The sequence below is a fragment of the Pseudoalteromonas sp. A22 genome (assembly GCF_018141345.1).
Classification (GTDB): Bacteria; Pseudomonadota; Gammaproteobacteria; order Enterobacterales; family Alteromonadaceae; genus Pseudoalteromonas; species Pseudoalteromonas maricaloris.
Window position 1 is genome coordinate 1130383 of sequence record NZ_CP047237.1, and the last position, 17226, is coordinate 1147608.

The 17226-nt window shown below is 43.6% G+C and carries 16 protein-coding genes; 8 read left to right on the top strand and 8 right to left on the bottom strand.

Features of this window, described 5'->3' with window-relative positions:
* Positions 1-4: 4 nt before the first annotated feature.
* The gene (locus tag GSF04_RS04575; protein ID WP_211856854.1) at positions 5-2170 is read right to left on the bottom strand and encodes a M3 family metallopeptidase; all 2166 of its coding nucleotides are present in this window, start codon (positions 2168-2170) and stop codon (positions 5-7) included.
* A 238-nt stretch (positions 2171-2408) separates the two neighbouring features.
* On the opposite strand from GSF04_RS04575, the gene GSF04_RS04580 reads away from it, so the two are divergent.
* On the top strand, positions 2409-2984 hold the full coding sequence (locus GSF04_RS04580) for a DJ-1/PfpI family protein (RefSeq protein WP_017216953.1): 576 nt from the start codon (positions 2409-2411) through the stop codon (positions 2982-2984).
* A 46-nt stretch (positions 2985-3030) separates the two neighbouring features.
* Here GSF04_RS04580 and GSF04_RS04585 read toward each other — a convergent pair whose 3' ends face one another.
* The 3 genes from GSF04_RS04585 to GSF04_RS04595 form a co-directional block, all read right to left on the bottom strand.
* Positions 3031-6429, bottom strand: a complete 3399-nt coding sequence (locus GSF04_RS04585) for an ATP-binding protein (protein WP_211856855.1) — start codon at positions 6427-6429, stop codon at positions 3031-3033.
* A gap of 154 nt (positions 6430-6583) precedes the next feature.
* Complete coding sequence (locus GSF04_RS04590; protein WP_211856857.1) at positions 6584-7567, bottom strand: glutathione S-transferase family protein; 984 nt, start codon at positions 7565-7567, stop codon at positions 6584-6586.
* Between the two features lie 9 nt (positions 7568-7576).
* Positions 7577-8404 (bottom strand): pirin family protein, encoded by an 828-nt coding sequence (locus GSF04_RS04595; RefSeq protein WP_211856859.1) that lies wholly within the window; start codon positions 8402-8404, stop codon positions 7577-7579.
* A 270-nt stretch (positions 8405-8674) separates the two neighbouring features.
* Here GSF04_RS04595 and GSF04_RS04600 point away from each other — a divergent pair, with 270 nt between their 5' ends.
* From GSF04_RS04600 to GSF04_RS04610, 3 genes are all read left to right on the top strand, one after another.
* Positions 8675-9184, top strand: a complete 510-nt coding sequence (locus GSF04_RS04600; RefSeq protein WP_010376030.1) for a DUF2141 domain-containing protein — start codon at positions 8675-8677, stop codon at positions 9182-9184.
* 147 nt (positions 9185-9331) lie between these two features.
* Positions 9332-10219 (top strand): ABC transporter ATP-binding protein, encoded by an 888-nt coding sequence (locus GSF04_RS04605; RefSeq protein WP_211856861.1) that lies wholly within the window; start codon positions 9332-9334, stop codon positions 10217-10219.
* Positions 10220-10221: 2 nt separating this feature from the next.
* Positions 10222-10947 (top strand): ABC transporter permease, encoded by a 726-nt coding sequence (locus GSF04_RS04610; protein ID WP_039495447.1) that lies wholly within the window; start codon positions 10222-10224, stop codon positions 10945-10947.
* A 51-nt stretch (positions 10948-10998) separates the two neighbouring features.
* Here GSF04_RS04610 and GSF04_RS04615 read toward each other — a convergent pair whose 3' ends face one another.
* Together GSF04_RS04615 and GSF04_RS04620 are read right to left on the bottom strand one after the other, a co-directional pair.
* Positions 10999-11418 carry a DoxX family protein gene (locus GSF04_RS04615; protein WP_211856863.1) on the bottom strand — a complete coding sequence of 140 codons (420 nt, stop codon included), beginning with the start codon at positions 11416-11418 and terminating at the stop codon, positions 10999-11001.
* Between the two features lie 135 nt (positions 11419-11553).
* Positions 11554-12450 (bottom strand): LysR family transcriptional regulator, encoded by an 897-nt coding sequence (locus tag GSF04_RS04620; RefSeq protein ID WP_211856865.1) that lies wholly within the window; start codon positions 12448-12450, stop codon positions 11554-11556.
* A 103-nt stretch (positions 12451-12553) separates the two neighbouring features.
* On the opposite strand from GSF04_RS04620, the gene GSF04_RS04625 reads away from it, so the two are divergent.
* Complete coding sequence (locus GSF04_RS04625) at positions 12554-13399, top strand: SDR family oxidoreductase (RefSeq protein WP_211856866.1); 846 nt, start codon at positions 12554-12556, stop codon at positions 13397-13399.
* Positions 13400-13450: 51 nt separating this feature from the next.
* Here GSF04_RS04625 and GSF04_RS04630 read toward each other — a convergent pair whose 3' ends face one another.
* Both GSF04_RS04630 and GSF04_RS04635 read right to left on the bottom strand, forming a co-directional pair.
* Entirely contained in the window at positions 13451-13807 is a 357-nt protein-coding gene (locus GSF04_RS04630; RefSeq protein WP_010605604.1) for a hypothetical protein, read from the bottom strand.
* Between the two features lie 199 nt (positions 13808-14006).
* The gene (locus GSF04_RS04635) at positions 14007-14573 is read right to left on the bottom strand and encodes a uracil-DNA glycosylase family protein (RefSeq protein WP_211856867.1); all 567 of its coding nucleotides are present in this window, start codon (positions 14571-14573) and stop codon (positions 14007-14009) included.
* A gap of 201 nt (positions 14574-14774) precedes the next feature.
* Here GSF04_RS04635 and GSF04_RS04640 point away from each other — a divergent pair, with 201 nt between their 5' ends.
* Genes GSF04_RS04640 through GSF04_RS04650 form a run of 3 tightly spaced genes read left to right on the top strand, consistent with a single transcriptional unit; the run spans position 14775 to position 16992 of the window.
* Positions 14775-15080 carry a hypothetical protein gene (locus GSF04_RS04640; protein WP_010376045.1) on the top strand — a complete coding sequence of 102 codons (306 nt, stop codon included), beginning with the start codon at positions 14775-14777 and terminating at the stop codon, positions 15078-15080.
* The gene (locus GSF04_RS04645; protein ID WP_211856868.1) at positions 15077-16660 is read left to right on the top strand and encodes a PepSY-associated TM helix domain-containing protein; all 1584 of its coding nucleotides are present in this window, start codon (positions 15077-15079) and stop codon (positions 16658-16660) included. The genes GSF04_RS04640 and GSF04_RS04645 overlap by 4 nt, the downstream gene beginning before the upstream one ends.
* Entirely contained in the window at positions 16660-16992 is a 333-nt protein-coding gene (locus GSF04_RS04650) for a DUF3325 domain-containing protein (RefSeq protein ID WP_193522037.1), read from the top strand. Before GSF04_RS04645 ends, GSF04_RS04650 begins: the two co-directional genes overlap by 1 nt.
* The last annotated feature ends 234 nt before the right edge of the window (positions 16993-17226 follow it).

Consider the following 17226-nt stretch of genomic DNA (forward strand, 5'->3'; position numbering starts at 1 on the left):
CTTTTTACTTCTCTACCGGAAAGCCTCTATCACGCATTAGCGCCTCAACTTCAGCGTCACGGCCTCTAAACTTGCGATACGCTTCTGCTGGATCCATTGAGTTGCGAACTGAGAATAGGTAATCCACTAAACGCTGTGCAACGTCTTTGTCGTAGAAGCCACCTGGCGCTTCAGCAAACGCTTCTGCTGCATCAGAAGTTAATACCTCAGCCCACAGGTAACCGTAGTAACCCGCTGAATAACCTTCACCTGAGAATACGTGACCAAAGTGAGTTGTACGATGGCGCATCACTACCTCGTCCGGCATGCCAAGCGCACCTAACTGAGACTTTTCGAATGCAACAGGGTCGCCAATCTTGTCAGGATCTGTGGTATGGAAAAGCATATCCATGATAGCCGATCCAAGGTATTCAGTCGTCGCGAAACCTTGGTTAAAGGTTGCTGACTTCTTGATTTTCTCGATTAGCGCTTTAGGCATAGGTTTGCCTGTTTTATAGTGAACTAAGTAACGATTGATCACTTCGTCCGTTGCCAACCAACGCTCCAATAGCTGAGATTGGAACTCAGTGTAGTCGCGCACACCAGAGTTTGAACTTGGGTACTTCACGTTTGATGAAAGCGCATGCAGCGCGTGACCAAACTCATGGAAATAGGTTTCTGCATCTGACCAAGAAATTAAGGTCGCTTCACCTTCAGGTGCTTTCACAAAGTTGGAGTTGTTTGAGCTAAGCACATTTGTTTTACCATCAAATGTTGTATGGCTACGATATGATATGGCCCACGCACCAGAGCGTTTACCTTTACGTGCGAACGGGTCTAAATACCAAAGGCCGATATTATCACCGGTGGTTTTGTCTGTTACTTCCCATACACGAACGTCAGGGTGGAACACTGGTACTGAGCCCTTAGGCACTTCGGTGAACTCAAAGTTAAACAAACGGCCTGCAACATAGAACATTGCTTCGCGCAGATTATCTAGCTGTAAATAAGCTTTAACTTCGTTTGAATCCAATTGATATTTAGCTTGGCGAACCTTCTCGGCGTAGAAACGGTAATCCCATGGCTTGATGGTGATATCGGCGCCTTCTTTGTCGGCGATCGCTTGCATGTCAGCAACTTCTTCTTTCACGCGGGCAATTGCTGCTGGCCACACTTTTTTCATCAGCGCCATCGCGTTTTCAGGCTTTTTCGCCATGCGGTCTTCAAGACGCCACTGCGCGTAATTATCGTAACCCAGTAAGTTAACGCGCTCATGTCTAAGCGTTAAGATGTCAGAGATAATCGCTTTGTTGTCGTACTCACCACCGTTGTTGCCTCGGTTATAATAGTTGTTCCATACTTTCTCGCGTAACTCACGCTCTGTTGAGTAGGTTAAAAATGGATCCATTGAAGAGCGAGAGTTTGTAATCGCATACATATCCGCCTTGCCGCGTGCTTTTGCAGCAGCCGCTGCCGATGCAACAAACGACTCGGGCAAACCTGACAACTGCGCTTTAGTGAGGTAAACCACGTAGTTTTCTTCATCTGCAAGGACGTTATTTGCAAACTTAGTATGTAGCTTTGATAGCTCAAGATTGATGTCTGCGTAACGCTTAGCTTCTTCACCTTTTAGCGTCGCACCATTGCGAGCAAAGCCGTTATAACGCATCCAAGTGATACGCTGCTCTTCAGCAGTTAACTTTTTATATTCAGCGCCTTCATATACTGCTTTTACGCGTTCAAAAAGCGCTTGGTTTTGGGTAATTTTAGAGCTGAACTCTGAAAACTTAGGCACAACTCGCGATTGGATTTCTCTAAACTCTGGGCTTGAAATGTTTGCACTCCAAAGACCATAGTAGGTAAAAACGCGATCCAAAGCGGCCCCCGCTCTTTCTAGTGCAACAATGGTGTTCTCAAAAGTTGGCTTAGCTGGATTATTGGCTATTGCTTCAATTTCTTTCAAATTATCAGCCATACCAATTTCAAGCGCAGCTTCTAAATCTTCAAGCTTCATTTTGTCAAAATGAGGAACGCCTTGATAAGGACCTGAAAACTCCTGTAAAAGCACGTTATCATATTGCTTACTTTGCAGTGATTTTACTGGTTCTTGGCTTTGGTCTGCAGTGCCCGCACAACCCGCAAGGGCTAAACATACGGCTGCACTTAATAATGTGATGGAAGGTTTGAACATTTTGTTTCATCGCTTGTTGTTATCGTGGGTAAGATATTACGGATCGCCTCTAAAAGTGCAATCGCTTTGCGGGAGAAACAAGGTTCTCTGCGATGGAGCAGAAAAGCTAGAGTTCATAGTAGCTTAAAGACACTAAAACGACAGTGAGTAGAGTTTTTTCATGGGTTGTTACAATTTACCTTGAAAATTTAACTAAAATCAGCCAAGTTAGTAAAAAACTGATCTGTGGGAAGAAATAATGGAAGTTGGTATTTTTATCTATGACGGTGCGGAGTGTTTAGATTTTTGCGGCCCGTTTGAGGTATTCAACACCGCAAAGCGATTTATCGAAACGCCGATTAACGTCAGCCTTGTCGCACCAAGTCATGTTCCTGTTACCTCACGTGGCGGCATGAGTGTAAACCCCCATTACAGTATTTACTCGCATCCAAAGTTTGATTTGCTCATCGTAGTAGGCGGACTTCATCACCAAATTTGCGGAGATCACAACGTACTTAATTGGCTTGCAGAAACAGCGAATCATACCTCTCAGTGCGCATCTGTTTGTACAGGTGTGTTTTTATATGCCGAAGCAGGCCTTATTGATGGCAAGCGAGTCACCACCCACTGGCAGGATATCGACGATTTGAGAGAGCAATATCCCTCTTTAGAAGTCGTTGAGGATGTAAGATTTATGATGGATCAGAATTTTACTAGCTCAGCGGGTATTTCTGCAGGTATAGATATGAGTTTAGAGCTGGTGAAAAAACGCTTTGGGCAATCTGTTGCAAGAAAAACCGCAACCCAAATGGATTATGACTGGCCTAGAAGTTAATAATGGTGAATAATCTCACCATTATTCAACCAAGGCCTCACTCACTTTAGCCACTGTTGATATCTACGAACTCTAGCTCACTCACGCGTTTTTTCGCAAATACGACGACTTTATCGTATTCACTTTGCGCTTGTTCCAAGTGTGATTTACACTGCCCAGCTTGGTGTTCACGCGCATAAGTCTCTATTTTATCAAGCAGATCAAAGAGTGCTTCTGCGGCTAAATCACCAGCTTGACCTTTAAGTGCATGGCTGTATTTTGCCGATGCATCGCAATTACTATTTTTGATACTCAATCTAAGCTGTTGCATTTGATTTTCAGAGTCGTTCAAGAATAAGGTGTACACCTTTTTAAGTAATTCTTCGTCCCCAGAGAGGCGCTCGAGCACGTCAGCTTCGTTTATCGGCAGGCTTATTTGCTCTTCTGCCACACTTTCAAACGGGTGAATAAGCACAGAATCATCATCCTTAGCATGCACACCTAGCGCATCTAGCACGTCAAATAACTGTTCGACGACCACAGGTTTAGTCACAAACTCATCCATTCCTGCATTGAGACAACGTTCTTTTTCACCCGCAAGGGCGCTGGCAGTCATCGCAATAATGATCGCATCTTTATACTTATCACCACCTTGACCTTGACGGATCGCTCTTGTGGCCTGATACCCATCCATTCCTGGCATATTACAGTCCATAAAGATAGCATCAAAATCAACCTCTTGATGCTCAAATAACAGCAGTTTATTCACAGCATCTTGACCATCAACAGCAAAACTCACCTTAGCTCCTTGTCCTTCCAAAATGCCTTTTGCCACAATCCGGTTGATTTGATTATCGTCTACCACCAAGAAGTGGCAGCCCGCGACCAAGTTACCACTTAACGCGACTGTCTCACCTGACTTCTTCAAGCTTGGCTGTAATCGAATTGCCTTATTTAAGTCAAATAGCGCGACAAATTCTCCAACCCGAAGAGGTGAAGAAATATGCACTATGTTATCAGCATCGTTAATATTCTGAAGTTCATCCCCCACTAAAATAAGTTTCTCAAAATGATTTTGAGCTGACTTCACTTGAATATAATCTTGCTCATTGGTAATGATGCATATATCACTCTGTGCCTCTTTCTCAACGTATTCACCAGCACATAGAGCGATAAGCTTAGCAACAGTGTCTGACTCCAGTTTTGTTTTGCTGAACACAGAGACTGTTTTATCGGCCAATACTTCAGGCACGTTGATGGGCTTAGTTTGCGCACTAGAAAAGGGTAATTCAAACCAAAACTTGCTGCCTTTAAACTTTTCACTCTCAAAGTGAATATGGCCGAGCATCTTTTCGACTAACTGCTTACAAATAGAGAGTCCAAGGCCTGTGCCTCCAAACTCGTTCGAGGTATTAGCAGATTCTTGACTAAACGATTGAAATAGCTTGTTTTGATTAGCTTTTTCAATTCCAACTCCAGTGTCTTCCACAGTGACTTTAAGCCATACCGTGTCGTCTAACTGTTCGGTGGTAACGGTCAATTTCACATGACCTTTTTTAGTAAATTTAATTGCGTTACTGAGGAGGTTATAAATTATTTGTTTAACGCGCGCCGCATCACCGCACAGTTCAATATGCGCTAAACCAGTTTGGTCCAAAATATAAGTGATACCCTGTTCTTTGGCTTTCGCCGACATAGATAGCGCGACATGCTCAATGACAGAGAGCGGGTTGAACGGCTCATTATCAATGTCCAGCTTACCCGCTTCTATCTTCGACAAGTCCAGTACATCGTTAATTAACGACAAAAGCGTAGTCGAGCTCGTTTCCATCATTTCTAGGTACTTATGTTGGTGCTTAGTAACGGGCTCTTTTCTCACCAAGTTTAGTGATCCTAAAATACCATTGAGAGGCGTCCTCATTTCATGGCTGATAGTGGAAATAAATGCACTTTTCACTTCTGACGCTTTCGCTGCTTTATCCCGAGCGTCCACCAGCTCTTTGGTGCGCTCCTTCACCTCTTGCTCTAGTCGTTCATTTGCACCAACTAACTGTGCTTCCGCTTCTTTTTTCGCAGTGATGTCTTCAACGAATAGTGCGACCCCCTGAATGCGCCCGTTTCCTGCATAGATTGGAGATAAACTAAGTGAAAGCCAGATGTTCTCATGAGCATTCAAGTCTAGTTGTAATGACTTAGACTCCACCACTTCGCCCTGTAAAACCATATTGGCATAGTGAAATAAAAACTGATGCACAGCCTCTGGCAAAAACTGTGGGTTGTTACCTAAACGACTGTTATTCAGCTGCTTAAAGAAACGCTGTGCCGACTCATTAAAGCTGGTGAGCTTTAAGCTGTTATCAAAGCCAAGCACACCATCTGATGCACCATCTAAAATCGCCTTAAACTCTGCTCGCGTTGAATCGAGCGCACGTAAACTATGGGTATATTGCCAAAATGCAAAAAAGACTAGAGCGAATACACCGCAGGCAATCGCGAGTAAAACATAGGTGGTTAATCGTTTTTCATTGAGGCTTTGCTGATAAACAGCAAAAGGGATAAGATTAACGAGCTTAACTTCTAAGTTGTTAAAGTTAGCCCCTTCAACCTTGCTAATGAGCGCAAGAAACTGGTCTCCCGTTGACTTTTCTTCCACCAGTTGGATTTTATTGGACCATGGCGTCACGCGATATAATGTTTGAAAGTTGATTTCGGGGTTTATATCTTTGCTGTATCGTAGCGAAAATTCAGGATGATAAATAAACGAGTCATCTGCACCTAAGAGCATCACTTTTTGCATACTAGGCACTTGAGAGACAATTCTCTCTATCATCTTTTCAGCATTGGTATTAATTACCAATATACCAAATAATTCGTTATCTATATCGTAAGTCGGTAAAGTAAAACGTTTGGTTGGTTGAAAAGGCGTGACGACTTGTCCGTGCTCGCGATTTAAGTTGATAGTTGTGGAATAGATAGTGCGTTCTGGCAATTGCAGTGCTTGGATAAAGTAATCACTTTCGCTCTTATCCTGTAGTTTGCTATCAGGTACAGCGATAACCTGCCCTAGCTGCCGTTCAACCCTAACCATCTCAACTCCTGTATGGGCGTCAAGTAGGCGGATTTGGTTAAGGCCATCATACGAATATAACATTGACCTAAAAATCGTACTTAGTCGTGCCCGCCAAACATCAAGCGGCGTGTTTTCTTGAGGGTCGATACCATCGTTTTTTTCCGCTCTGGCGATACCCTGAATTGGCGGGGTATCTAGCAGAAAATAAAGAAACCGGCGGTTATCGTCTATCTCTCCCAAGTAAATATTGTTTTGTGCCGAATGTACCTGCTCCAAGCGCTGATAAAAGCCCTCGTTCAGGTCACGATGGATACTGTTTTCAAAATATAAGATGGCACTCACCATCACGGCGAGCAGCAGTACAATAGCGCCCTTAGCAATATTGGAAGAAGACACATTTTCTCCTTGGACAGTGGCCTGACTGTTAGGCATAAAGACCTAAAATGCGTTTGCACTTAAGCACAAGGAGCAGCTATAAGCAAACGCATTATTAAATCTAGTCCAAATAGAAACAAAGACAAAGATTACTTACCCTGCACGCGGAGGTTATTTACAACGTGATGCCTTTACGGTTATGAAAACGGTGATAATCAATGCTTGGCCCTTCTGGTACTACTTGGGTTGGATTGATCATCGTATGGCTAAAGTAGTAGTGCCTTTTAATGTGGTAAAAATCAACCGTATCTGCAATACCTTGATGTTGATATAAGTCACGCACATAGGCAGAAATATTGGGGTAATTTTCGATTTGCTTAATATTGCACTTGAAGTGACCATGGTACACGCTGTCGAAACGGATGAGAGTCGTAAATAATCGCCAGTCGGCTTCCGTTAATTGTCCTTTCACAAGATAACGTTGCGCAGCGAGTCTTGCTTCGAGCTTATCTAGCGCGTTAAATAACGCGCTTACCGCATTGTGATAAGCATCTTGGGTTGTCGCAAACCCGGCCTTATATACGCCATTGTTGATGTTGTGATAAACAAAGTCGTTTATTTCATCGATTTCATGCTGTAGCGCCTCTGGGTAATAATCAGTGTCGTTTCCCGTTATCTGGTTAAAAGCACGATTAAACATACGAATGATTTCACTCGATTCGTTGCTCACGATTTGCTCCGTTTGTTTATCCCAAAGGACTGGCACCGTGACTCGACCCGAATAATTTGGGTCGTTTTTCGTATACAGCTGATGCATAAAGCTGAGCTGATACAGGCTATCACCGACTTCTGGACGCTGACTGGTAAAGCACCAACCTTGGTCTAACATATCAGGGTCTACAATCGATACATCAATATGCGCCTCTAAATGTTTAAGCTGTCGGAAAATGAGCGTTCTATGAGCCCAAGGACACGCAAGGGAAACATACAAATGGTAGCGTCCGGACTCTGCTTTAAAGCCCCCTTTACCCGTTGGCCCCGCACTGCCGTCTTTTGTTACCCAATTTCTTAGTTTTGCAGACTCACGCTCAAACTTGCCTTGGCTACTTTTTGTGTCATACCACTTATCGTGCCATTGACCGGCAATTAATAATCCCATGTAAACCCCCTATACAATATCGCCGAAGCGTCCTTGTTGATAATCTCTTACCGCTTGATGAAGCTCCTCTTGGGTATTCATCACAAATGGTCCCATATGCGCTATTTTTTCATTAATCGGCTGCCCTGCAAGGATCAAAAAGCCAACATCATCCGTCGCGAGGAGAGCGAGGTTTTGACTTGGGTCAAGCTCAAGCAACGTTTGCTCCCCATAGTTTTCAAATCTGCCCGAATGAATGTAGATCATCACCTTGCCGAACTGAGCCAGTTCAAGGTGCAATTGACTTCCCGCAGTTAGGGTCACATCTGCAAGTGCTCCCTCCCCTGCAAGAGACTGTAATGATGATGTAAGTACTTCGCCCTCCACTTGCCATGCGCCCGCCAGTGCTTTGAAATAACCTGCTTTTGCTATCGCTTTTTGTGGTGCAGGGTGCTCAGTTGTATCTTGATATCTAGGCGCTCGCATTTTGTCTTTTGCTGGCATATTTAACCAAATTTGAAAGCCATGCATGCCCTCTGCGTCACTTAGCGGCATTTCTGAATGCACCACACCACGCCCGGTACTCATCCACTGCACATCACCGCTGCGAATGGCTTTGACATTACCCATTTGATCTCTATGCTCAAAGCCGCCTTTACGAATATAGGTAAAGGTTTCAATGCCTCGGTGTGGGTGCGGTGGGAAGCCAGCCATAAAGTCACTGCGATTATCTGATTTCAATTCATCAATCATGAGATAAGGATCTAAACTCTTGCCGTCAAATCCAGCGATGCGGTTAATATTTACGCCAGCACCATCTTGTGTTGCCTGTGCTTTGTTCGTTCGGATAATTTTCATAATAGCTCTCGGGTTAACCTGAACTTGGGGTAATAAGTTCAGCGCAATTATTTAATAGTTAGCCTACCAAACCTGCGCGAGAATAAAATTAGTCAAATTTGGCTATTTCGTTCTATTACATCGAATGATTATTCCCATCTATTACAGCGCGCGGTCATACTGGTCAGAACAGTCTTTAACATTGCTCGCATCTAACAATTTTTAACAGTATTTACACAATTATCTGACAAGCTTGTGGAGCTACAATTTAACCCTTAATAGGAGCAAAGGATGAGGTCCCTAAGTTTATTGTTTGCGCTGGCACTACTTGCGGCGTGTAGTTCAACAAGTCCGGTAAGCGTAAATACGGTTGCAGGTCCCCCAACGAATCTTACGGTTGAGATCACTGATGTGACCAATACCGATGGTCAAATGCTAGTACTGTTATTTGACAATAGCGCTGACTACCACAGCGATAAAAATGTGAATGATCCAGACGCTCACTTTTTTCGCAAGCTGATTGTCACACCACAAACTCCTACCACGACGGTCACTTTTGAAGGCGTGCCTGCAGGCCAGTATGCGATCCACGTGATCCATGACGAAGATGGTGATGGCGGCATGGATCGGATGATCTTCCCATTTACCGGCATGCCAAGTGAGCCTTATGCGCTGTCGAATAACATTCACGATAGCTTTTCAAAAGGAGATTTTGAAGAGGCTTTGTTTACTGTAAAGGCCCCTGACACTAAGATCCAACTTGCCCTCTCTACGCATTTATCAAAAATGACAGGGCTGTAATGCTGAATACTCACAGGTGTTGCAATGCCTGTGAGTTCTCTTTTTAAGTTCTGACATTTGTCATTTTATTTTCTGACAACCCTCACTCACGCTTCATCTTACAGCAGCGCATACTGCAAATCGTACAGTTCAGTAGGAGCGAAGACGGTGAGCAATGCCATTGAGTTATCAAATATCAGTTTTGCATACAACAATACTAAGCCAATATTAGCAGACCTAAACCTTACGCTTGAACAGGGTAAGGTATATTCCATTCTTGGTCCAAATGGAGCAGGAAAAACCACTCTGATCAATATAATGCTTGGCAGACTAAGACCCACTTCAGGACGAGTTTCCGTTCTTGGCCATCAGCCTGAGTCTGATTTTTGCTGCCAACGCGTGGGTGCCATGATGCAGTTAGGCGGACTACCTCTGCAAACCAAGGTGAAGGAGTTTCTGGCGTTATTTTCAAGTTACCATCAAACCCCAATTCCATTGGAGAGGTTAATTTCCCTCTGCCAATTAGCACCATTTTTAGAACAAACTTTCGATACGTTATCTGGAGGTCAAAAGCAACGACTGTTTATGGCAATTGCACTAGCAGGCAATCCCGACATTGTTTTTTTGGATGAACCTAGTGTTGGTATGGATGTAGAGTCAAGACAGCAACTGTGGCAGGCCGTACGGACGTTAAAACAACAAAATAAAACAGTACTCCTTACCACACACTATCTTCACGAGGCAGAAGCATTAGCGGATGAATTATTAGTTTTAAAAGAAGGAAAATGTACCAAACTTAACGACATACCAGAGCTTGCCAACACCTATCGTCGCTCACAAATCAAGTTTACCAGCGACCTGTCTGCTGCTGCACTGGTTAACGCACTTCCCATGATAGATCTGAATGTTAAAGGCGATCAGTTCACTATCTTGACGGACGAGCCAAACCATATTTTGCAGCAGTTATTAGAGAAATTTTCTATCCGCAATTTATATGTAGCCCCAATGAGCCTCGAAGAAGCTTATTTATCCCTAATGAATGCTAGGAGCGCTTAACCATGATAAACACAGCATCCTTTATACTAGAAAGCAAAACTGAGCTTTTGAGCACATTTAGAAGTAAGGGTTTTGTGATCCCAGCCACCCTATTTCCTTGCTTGTTTTATCTTTTCTTCGGCGTGGTGTTCAGTCATCATGACTCCCATAACTATATGTATATCAATTATTTGATTTTTGGCATGATAGGACCTGCGCTATTTTCCTTTGGCGTTAACGTCGCCCTTGAAAAGCAAAATGGTTGGCTGATACTCAAGCAGCTCTCTCCCGTTTCTCCCTATCAGTATCTGCTCGCAAAATGTGTGAGTGCGACGGCTTTTTCATTGCTCGTAGCCTGCTTAATGAGCTTGCTGGCATTATTTTCTGGCGTGTCTTTAAGTTTAGCTCAATGGTTACTCGTGATTGCCATTGCCCTGCTCGGCACCTTACCTTTGTGTATGTTAGGGCTGTTAGTTGGGCTGTCAGTGTCAGCAAAAGCAGCACCTGCAGTGGTTAATTTAGTTTACCTACCACTCTCATTGCTTTCTGGCCTGTGGCTACCTATCACGCTATTTCCTGAAGCAATGCAATGGTTTGCTTGGCTGTTGCCAACTTTCCATATTTCTCAGTTGGCGCTTTCGACCATTGATGCCACCTTGGGTTTTCCAGTTTACCTCCATGCGGCCGTCCTAATTACACAAACGCTAGCATTATTTTTTGTCGCACAAATTAAATTTAAAAAGGCTTAACAGGACTACCAAAAGCGCACGGTCCCAACCCTGTGCGCTTTTATTTTGTAATTACTTACTCTCTAAAAGCTTACTGTCGATACTGAATTTACCAGCACCTGACACGGCAAGTGCGAGAAAGCCACCAGCCATTGCAATATTTTTAAAAAACATTAAGAACTGCATTTGGTCGGCCAGATCAAAGTGAAACAGCAACGCACTGACAATACTAAATCCTGCAAATGCAATTGCTGTCAGCTGAGTAAATGCTCCCGCAAGAATGAAAAGCCCTCCTATCAATTCAAAGGCTATAACCAATGGCAGCAGCTCGCTTGGTAATCCACTTGAAGCCATGTATGCAGCATTACCTTCGAAGTATTGGATTTTATTAATCGCAGCCAGTATAAAAATGGCTGATAGCCCTACTCGGCCAAATAAAGATAATACTGATGCCATTGTACTGTTCGGTTTAATGATGCTAATTAGGTTCATGATACTTTCCTCGATAAATATAGACGACATTGGATTGACTCTCGGTGATGAGCCGTTGGAAGAAAGTATACGTTCGCTTTAAAATAATTAAATTAGTAAAAATATCACACATCATTCTATTAAAAAGAATTAAAGCTATCCAAACAGATTCGCTTCCAATAGGTAGTCAATAACCGCCCGTGTCCTAGGTGGAATTTGTTTACGTGATGGATAAATGAGAGAAAACACCAGTTGCTCGCTACTTAACTCTGGACAGATCATTTGTAACTCCCCACGCTCAACTTCTTGCTTCACAGTAGAAGGCAATAACTGCGCAACTCCTAATCCTGCCACTGTCATTTGTTGTAACAGCATGGGGGAATTGCACCAATGTACTTGAGTTGGTGTAAAGTTTACGGCTTCACCGCCACGATAAAACTGTGTCATCCCCGTTGATTTAGCCTGCTCTAACAGTAACCAAGGTAACTGATTTAGCAGTGTGTCTTTGCTTGGTAAACCATGCAATGCTATCAGTTTAGGGCTTGCATAGAGCTTAAAACATTCTTGATGTAATTGCCTTGCAACCAGTGCGCTATCTTTAGGAAAGCCAACCCTGATGGCGAGATCTATTTGGTCGTTAATTATATCGCGCTTGTCATCATCAACGATGATATTTAATTGGATCTTCGGATATCGCGCCGTGAGTTCAGGAAGTTTTGGTAACAGAAACTTATGTGCGGTGTCGTGTGTCATGGTTATTGAGACCATACCATGAGGCTCTTTGTTATCGAGCAATACCTCAACATCATCCAAAATAGCGTGCAATGAATGCGCTTGAGCCAAAATGTCACGCCCCTCTCGCGTTAGCTTGAGTTGCCTCGTGCTACGCTGCAGTAGTCGAACACCCAGCATGGCCTCTAACTGGGACACTTGTTCACTCACTCTAGAACGGCTAGTAGCCAGCTTTCGCGCAGCTTGAGCAAAGCTTCCCACATCCACAACCGTTGCAAATATCGCTAAGAGTTTTAGTGCATTTAAGTCTATTGTACTCAATTTCAGAACTCACCATATCGAATTAACTCACTTATGATAACAAAAATTACCACGCATAATAGCGACATCCAATACATTCTCATTTTAAAAAGAGGTATACATCATGATCGCAATCACAGGCGCAACAGGCAAATTAGGTCAATTAGTTATCGAGTTTTTGGCACAAAAGATCCCAGCCAAGCACATCGTGGCTCTTGTCAGAGATCTCGATAAAGGAAAGGCACTCACCAATTTAGGGATCACCGTAAGGCAAGCTGATTATGACAAACCGCATACACTTGATGCAGCACTTGCAGGCGTTGAAAAGCTGCTGCTGATCTCAGGCAATCAGATCGGAAGCCGCACACCTCAACACAAAGCAGTTATTGACGCCGCAGTGAAAAACCAAGTGCGCTTAATCGCCTATACCAGTATTTTGAATGTGGATAATTCACCACTAAAGCTGGCTAAAGAGCACAAAGAAACAGAGGCGTATTTGAGAGCAAGCGGCGTGGCTTATAGCATGCTGAGAAATGGATGGTATAACGAGAACTACACTGATTTAGTACCTGTATTTACAGCAAATAATGCCATTACCTCAATCGCGCCGAAAGCTCAGATCAATAGCGCTGCTCGTGCAGACTACGCACTGGCTGCTGCAACCGTATTAAGTAGTTCTGGCCATGATAATTCAGTCTATGAGCTGGCTGGCGATAACGCATTTACAATTGAAGGTTTGGCACAAGCGGTGTCAAAGCATACTCAAGTTGAAGTAAAAGCAAAGTTTGTATCTGAAGAAGAATACTTGGCCTACTTGGTTGCTCTTGGCGTGCCAGCAACGTTTGCTGCGTTATTGGTTGACGCCGAGGCACAAGCACAGCAAGGATATTTGGCAACCCAGAGTAATGCGCTCAGCCAGTTGATTGGTCGCCCGACCACAACGGTGGCCCAGTCGCTCGCAAAGAGTTAAGCGTATTTTACCGCTGATATAGTGCACAGGCTTTGCTTGTGCACTTATTTTTTACTCAACCTTACCTTCTAAGGTTGATATCAATAAGTCTCGGCTCACTAGAAAACCACAAATGCTCACCACGACTAAAAAGATACCGTACATAGAGCCGATATAGACCCAGTCGCTTTGGCCAAACCAAAGGCTTGCACGAGTACCATCATTCACTAACAAGATGTTAACAAGAGACAGTGTGATCACGCTGCGAAAATAAATCGGTTTATCCATATGACTCGCAAATGCTGCGATAATGAGGGAAAACAGGCATAAGTAGAAGCCTATAACGGAAAACGCACCAGGTTGCATACTAGGATAAAATGCGACGAGAGAAAGGAGTACAGCAGCCCAACCGGTAGTTTTGTATATCATTATCAAGTCCTTTGAAAATGTTAAAAAGTGTTTGTTATGTAAACAGGCTGGAGTATGAGGTAATACTCGTAATTACGCAACTAAATGGTGATAAATATTGGCTGATATGACCTTTATTCCTTAGTTTTAAACCTATCAGATTGCCTTTGATTTTAAACCTAACCCTAAAGCATTAATTGAAAACTTAATTATCACGTTATCAAGATGATAGCGCAGCTGAAACTCTTGTCTTTAACTGCGGTACACTGTCTTTTTCAAACCAGTCGTGCTTTTTTAACCAGATCTGATTACGGGGGCTAGGATGAGGTAATGGCAAATGACTTTGACTGGAAAAGTCAGCATTTTTTACCATCTCAGTTACTGATGAATATTGCGTTAAGTAGCATTTTTGCGCATATTGCCCAATAAGTAGTGTCAGCGATACGTGGCTGAGTGCAGCTAGCACCTGAGAATGCCACGTGGGCGCGCAGATTTTAGGTGGTGGTAAATCTCCAGATTTCCCTTTACCAGGGTAACAAAATGCCATTGGCATAATGGCAAAGAGTTCAGGGTTATAAAACTGTATTCGACTTACACCCAGCCAGTCTCGCAATCTATCTCCACTTGGATCATTAAACGGCTGGCAGGTTTGATGTGCTTTTAAACCCGGCGCTTGGCCTATAATTAAGACTTTAGCGTTATAACTGCCTTGGATGATAGGTTTTGCGCCCATGGGAAGCGCTTTATCACACAGCTTGCACTGCCTAACACGTTCAAAAATATCCATCTTTCCTTACTTATTTTACCCAATGACACCAAGGGTCATTATGGCATAGCCATATTCAAAACCCCATTTAACCAACAAAACTTAAAGTGCTTAGTCGTTAAAACGACTCCACTCAACTTAAAACAAGTGCGAATCACTATCATTTAGATGCAAATTATTGGATAATATTCTATTACGTTTTCTGTCTTTTTAAGAGGTGCTATGCCTAGTCGGGATAACACAAACAATAAGGCTATTTTGTACAGAGCTGAAGTGCTAGCACGCTTTTTCATCGCTATTTTCGGCGGCTATTACGTGACCGTTTTGGCTTCATCTTTGTTGGCTTTAACTTTACCTACTCCGCGCCTAGATGCGCTTTTATATGCATTAACAACCGGCATCGTCTTTTACGCCATCGTTTTTATTTGGGTGTTTGGATGCCGCTCTTTTAGAAAAGTATTTCTTGGCATGATCGGACTACTTTGTATTCTCTACGGCGCACTGACGCATTTTGGAGGCTCCCTGTGAGAGAGTCATTTTTCCGCAGTATGACTTGGCTACACACTTGGGTTGGTTTACTCGTTTGTTGGTTGCTGTTTTTAATCTTTTTTGCCGGTACAGCGAGTTTTTTCAGACATGAGATCAGTCTGTGGGCACAACCTGCGACACATCATCTACCTCATTACGATAGCGCTCAACAAAATGAAACAGTCAAAAAGAGTATCGAACGGTTTCAAGATATAGCACCAAACGCAGAGTCTTGGCGTATTGAAATGCCAACGGAGCGTCGCCCAAGCCTGCTATTGATGTACTCCGAAAAACCAGCCGAAGGGGAAAGACGTGGAAAACGTCACTCTGAGTATCTTGACCCAGTAACGCTGGAGGCACTTCCTGAGTTTAGAGAAACCAAAGGTGGTAACTTTTTCTACCGCCTACATTTTGACTTGCACTACATGAACGCAATCACCGCGCGCTGGATTGTCTGTTTTGCGACTCTGTTTATGCTGATTGCGCTTATTTCTGGCGTAGTGATCCATAAACGCATTTTCAAAGATCTATTCCAATTTAGAAACGGGAAAGGACTGAGAAGTTGGCTAGACGCCCACAATCTCTCTTCCGTGGTGGCATTACCGTTTCATATTATGATCACTTATACCGGCTTAGTGACGCTTATTTTTATGTTGCTGCCACAACCTGCTGAGCAGCGCTTTGAAGATACAAAAACGCTCCGAGCCGAACGCTACCCCTTTCTTGCTGCGATCCCTGAAACAGGACAACCATTGAAGGAGCTCGCATTAAATACAGCGTTAGATCATTATTTTACTAACTCTGGTGACGCACCGCTTCGCCGCATTGTGATCTCATCGCCAGGGGATGCAAGCGCAACGATTAAGCTTTATGCCAATGCTCAACGTACTGTTCAGGATGACCCACCAAGCTGGATGTATAGCGCGGTATCAGGTGAGCTGTTAAAAACGCACAATGTGACACTGTCTGGCGCTGAAAATCTCTACGGCGGAATGATAGCACTGCACACCGGACGTTTAGCAGAGCCGCTTTTGCGTTGGTTATACTTTGTTGCTGGATTAGCGGGATGTGCCATGATTGCAACGGGTGCTGTTATGTGGGCCAAAAGACTGCGCCAAAAGCTTAAAGGTGATGACAAGCCGGGTGTAGGCCTTAGGCTTGTGGAGTCGCTCAATTTAGGCACCATTATGGGACTACCAGCCGCAACGGTGATGTTCTTTTATGCAAACCGTTTGCTTCCAATGGAATTAGCGGGACGTGCAGACAAAGAAGTTCTGGCGTTCTTTGTTACTTGGGGAGTATTCACTCTGGCCGCGCTCTTTAAATCGAATAGGCTCGCGTGGCTGCTCTCTGCGAAAGTGAATGCAATCGTGTGGGGCTTACTGCCTGTCGTAAATATGCTAACCACAGAGGGCAACCTTTTAAGCTATTTCATTAATGGTCAGTGGGTATTATTTGGTTTTGATGCAATGGCTATTGGTATCGCTGTTGGTTTCTTAGTTCAAGCTAAAAAGCTCGGCAGTACCAAAGCAGCGCCAGCGACACCACGTCGCCAAGCAAAACGCGAGGTAACTGCCTAATGGAATGGCTAACGTTTTTACTTTGCCTGCTAGCGTTTATGGGTTTTGCAGTAGCAAAACCCAATCACTATAAAGAAGTCTTTGGTACACGCCCAAAAGGTAACGTAACAAGTCAATTAACCATTGCCGGCTGGCTCTGCCTCGGCGGCAGCTTGGCACTTGCTCTTAAAACTCAGGGAACCTACGGTAGCTTAGAGTTTATTGGTTATATGACCTTGGCAGTATTACTACTTATCGCTATCTTTGCGACCAAACCTAGTTACTTCAGATCACTATTTTACCTAGTCATTATCGCTATGTTGCTCAGTACGCTGTATTGGATCATATTTTAACTAAGGCGCCACTAACGGCGCCTTTTTTAGATCACAATTTTACTAACATTCCTTTGTTAACTCTTTGAAACCACATCATTTAGCATAAAATATCAGCAATAATGGTGATATACACCGCAAATTTACTAACTCAAACTAAGGTAGGTTAGTAAAATCGTGATCCAATGAGCCCAATTAGCTTAATCAGTTAGTAAAAATATGATCTGGTAGTCTTGTTCTCGGACTAGCTTAGTA

Bases quoted from the DNA above. Each gene is read 5' to 3' on its own strand.
- GSF04_RS04630 (WP_010605604.1), bottom strand. From the start codon at position 13,807: ATGATATACAAAACTACCGGTTGGGCTGCTGTACTCCTTTCTCTCGTC.
- GSF04_RS04610 (WP_039495447.1), top strand. From the start codon at position 10,222: ATGATAAACACAGCATCCTTTATACTAGAAAGCAAAACTGAGCTTTTG.
- GSF04_RS04650 (WP_193522037.1), top strand. From the start codon at position 16,660: ATGGAATGGCTAACGTTTTTACTTTGCCTGCTAGCGTTTATGGGTTTT.
- GSF04_RS04615 (WP_211856863.1), bottom strand. From the start codon at position 11,418: ATGAACCTAATTAGCATCATTAAACCGAACAGTACAATGGCATCAGTA.
- GSF04_RS04635 (WP_211856867.1), bottom strand. From the start codon at position 14,573: ATGGATATTTTTGAACGTGTTAGGCAGTGCAAGCTGTGTGATAAAGCG.
- GSF04_RS04640 (WP_010376045.1), top strand. From the start codon at position 14,775: ATGCCTAGTCGGGATAACACAAACAATAAGGCTATTTTGTACAGAGCT.
- GSF04_RS04625 (WP_211856866.1), top strand. From the start codon at position 12,554: ATGATCGCAATCACAGGCGCAACAGGCAAATTAGGTCAATTAGTTATC.
- GSF04_RS04595 (WP_211856859.1), bottom strand. From the start codon at position 8,404: ATGAAAATTATCCGAACGAACAAAGCACAGGCAACACAAGATGGTGCT.
- GSF04_RS04600 (WP_010376030.1), top strand. From the start codon at position 8,675: ATGAGGTCCCTAAGTTTATTGTTTGCGCTGGCACTACTTGCGGCGTGT.
- GSF04_RS04590 (WP_211856857.1), bottom strand. From the start codon at position 7,567: ATGGGATTATTAATTGCCGGTCAATGGCACGATAAGTGGTATGACACA.
- GSF04_RS04580 (WP_017216953.1), top strand. From the start codon at position 2,409: ATGGAAGTTGGTATTTTTATCTATGACGGTGCGGAGTGTTTAGATTTT.
- GSF04_RS04575 (WP_211856854.1), bottom strand. From the start codon at position 2,170: ATGTTCAAACCTTCCATCACATTATTAAGTGCAGCCGTATGTTTAGCC.